This window comes from Yersinia sp. Marseille-Q3913 (assembly GCF_963892745.1).
Lineage (GTDB): Bacteria > Pseudomonadota > Gammaproteobacteria > Enterobacterales > Enterobacteriaceae > Yersinia > Yersinia bercovieri.
Genome location: NZ_CAWQAF010000057.1, coordinates 1 through 2,440, shown reverse-complemented (window position 1 = coordinate 2,440; position 2,440 = coordinate 1). Strand labels below are relative to the sequence as shown.

Sequence of the window (2,440 nt, the reverse complement as noted above, 5' to 3'; positions counted from 1 at the left end):
GGCCTATGCCGTGCCCCTAAACCAAAACGGGTAAAGAGCTGGCGTAGCATTCCCTTGTGGGAACCGTGGCCCGGATTAGTGTCAGGGCACGGCGTGAGGGGAATTTTCGGTGATCGGGCAGAATATCGTCCATGGGGGACCCGACAAGGTCGGGTATCCTTTATGTGGCCAGTTTCTGGCCACCAAAGAACGACGTTTTTATTCCGAACGTCATATGTTTTCATCAATAAAGGCAGAAACAGGTAGTCCAAAGCGCTTTGAAAGAGCTTTCATGTGCTCCAGAGTCAGCTTACGCTCTCCTTTCAAGATCATACTGACCAAAGAACGGGCACCAATTTCCTCTTTGAAGCTACTTTGATTTAGCCCGTGCTGATCCATTATCACGCGTAGCATCGCCAACTCTTGCGGTAATGCAGCTATACGCGCGTTGAACGCCTCAAATTCGGGGGCAGTATTTTCATAATCAGCAATTTTTTTAGCCAACAGGTCGATCAGCGGGTTCTCGTCGTCAGTATCGATTAGGCGTTCTACCATCTCAAGAGCCTGCTCGTAGTCTTCACGGCTATGGCTCCCTCCCAACAAGGGCACGGCATTTATTAATGCGGCCGTCGCATTTAAAGCAACCTCATAACTGTTTGTTGTCATCATTCTGGAGTTCTCCGGTAGTAATCGGTGAGCCTGTCATATTCTTTGTGAGTCACAATGTGCTTAATAAACACGTTCTGAGTTTCAAACTTGATATAGGCGATTATTCGTAAATTGTTCCCACCGATATCTATCACCCACCATTTTTGTCTGTATTTGAATCTGTCCAAACTTCGAAAACGCGCTTTAAGATGATCAGGTGTTAAAAACCGCTCGGTATGCAGCACTTTATAAGTATCATCTAGCGCCGCAGCATCATTCGGAAATAACTTCCCCGCCTCATCAAACGGTTTCTTTGAAATAACCCGCATAAATCCCTCTATCTGTTAGGCGTGAGATAATTATACTCGCCTCCGCCAATGTTCACAATACGTGAACATAAATATGTTCACAAAAAGTGACTTAGCCAAATCAGCTTACAATGCCTGGTTAGCCTAGCGGATATCTATTACTTTGGCGGTTTATGGACGCCATAGAACGACGGGCTATGCCCCGTCGGTTTGTAGCAGCAACCGGAGTTGTGGCAGGAGATCATCAGGTTGGCCATTAGCCAGTTGGGGAAGCATAACCAGCAAGGTCAGCGCCTGAATAGCTAACATAACCCGTCGAGGAAGTTTGTAGGATTCTTGTTCATAACTCTTATAGGTCCGAATAGTGACACCTAACTTTTCTGCAACCTGTACCTGAGTCCAATTTAGAGCTGAGCGCCACTGTTTTAACCCTAACGATGGCATCACTACCTGGTAAGTCGGCATGACCCCGAGCTCTTGTTTAGGGCATACCGTCAGAGTTCGCAAACGATTTATTGCCTGTTCGAAAGGCAATCTGGCCAACTCCGATAGCATGGTTTGGAGTGATAAAATTTGTACACCTAACTCAACCATTAAGGGTGGCGTATATTGTTCATAAGTGCGATAGGTTCGTAGAGTTACACCAAGTTGCTCCGCAGCATCCTCCTGCCGCCACCGACTTCCGATACGAATTGATCTAACCTCATCTCGCGCCCAAAATTGTCCAGAGCGCCATAATCGCAAGTCGTAGCCAGTCATTTAATACGGCTCCTGTGCTCTATAAAATAGATAAGATTTAAGCAATTTTTGCACCTTTTTAGCATTGAAAGGGGAAATATTTGCTTATTCTTCTACAATTCAAATGAGCTTATCCATCTTTTTACGAATATTCTCCAGTCCATCTGAGTTGGCTTCATCTTCCTTATGGACTACCGTCTGAACAGGGGCAGCGTCGACTGCCCCTAATGAGGCGATCACGTAGCGAATATCCGCCTGGCTGGGTTTCCATCCGGTAGTTTGAGTCAGCAAGTTGACCAGTTGATCAGCCGTCAACTGGCCATTAAACAGGGTGGCCAATAGCACCGGCAACCGAGGATCGAGCTGATGCAGTGCTGCTGTCGTAATAACGGCATTACGCAAGAAATCCCCCCTTACCCGCTGTGATATGGACTCAACGACTTCCAACGCATGGCGATCAGCTTCACTATCCAGTTGCAGATAGCAGGTAAATTTCCGGCGGTTATCACTGCTTTTCTCGCTCACGTTCTGTTACCCCTTTAGCTTAAACAACGCCATTTCATTGACCAAAGCACATTGCGGATTGGGAACTAGCGTTATCCGTTCTGCAGGTAATTTCCAGGCATTTCGTATCGCTGATTCTATCAGTGGGGCGCCCCCACCGACCAGCCATACCCGATTTACATGACGGAAACGGGCTAATTCATTCACAACACGGTCACCCAAGCGACTGATGGCAGTCTCAATCGTATCAATCACATTATCAA

The 2,440-nt window shown here is 46.9% G+C and carries 4 protein-coding genes and 1 pseudogene; all 5 read right to left on the bottom strand.

Annotation, left to right across the window (positions count from 1 at the left end):
* Window positions 1–210: 210 nt before the first annotated feature.
* Entirely contained in the window at window positions 211–648 is a 438-nt protein-coding gene (locus AACW11_RS17155) for a helix-turn-helix domain-containing protein (protein WP_420895836.1), read from the bottom strand.
* Window positions 645–956: a type II toxin-antitoxin system HigB family toxin gene (locus tag AACW11_RS17150; RefSeq protein WP_145496265.1), complete on the bottom strand. Its 312-nt coding sequence runs from the start codon at window positions 954–956 to the stop codon at window positions 645–647. Before AACW11_RS17150 ends, AACW11_RS17155 begins: the two co-directional genes overlap by 4 nt.
* A gap of 174 nt (window positions 957–1,130) precedes the next feature.
* Window positions 1,131–1,694 (bottom strand): helix-turn-helix domain-containing protein, encoded by a 564-nt coding sequence (locus AACW11_RS17145; RefSeq protein ID WP_088130823.1) that lies wholly within the window; start codon window positions 1,692–1,694, stop codon window positions 1,131–1,133.
* Between the two features lie 99 nt (window positions 1,695–1,793).
* Entirely contained in the window at window positions 1,794–2,198 is a 405-nt protein-coding gene (locus AACW11_RS17140; RefSeq protein ID WP_212587036.1) for a plasmid partitioning/stability family protein, read from the bottom strand.
* 6 nt (window positions 2,199–2,204) lie between these two features.
* Window positions 2,205–2,440 (bottom strand): annotated as a pseudogene (locus tag AACW11_RS17135) (plasmid segregation protein ParM domain-containing protein); the annotation flags it as partial.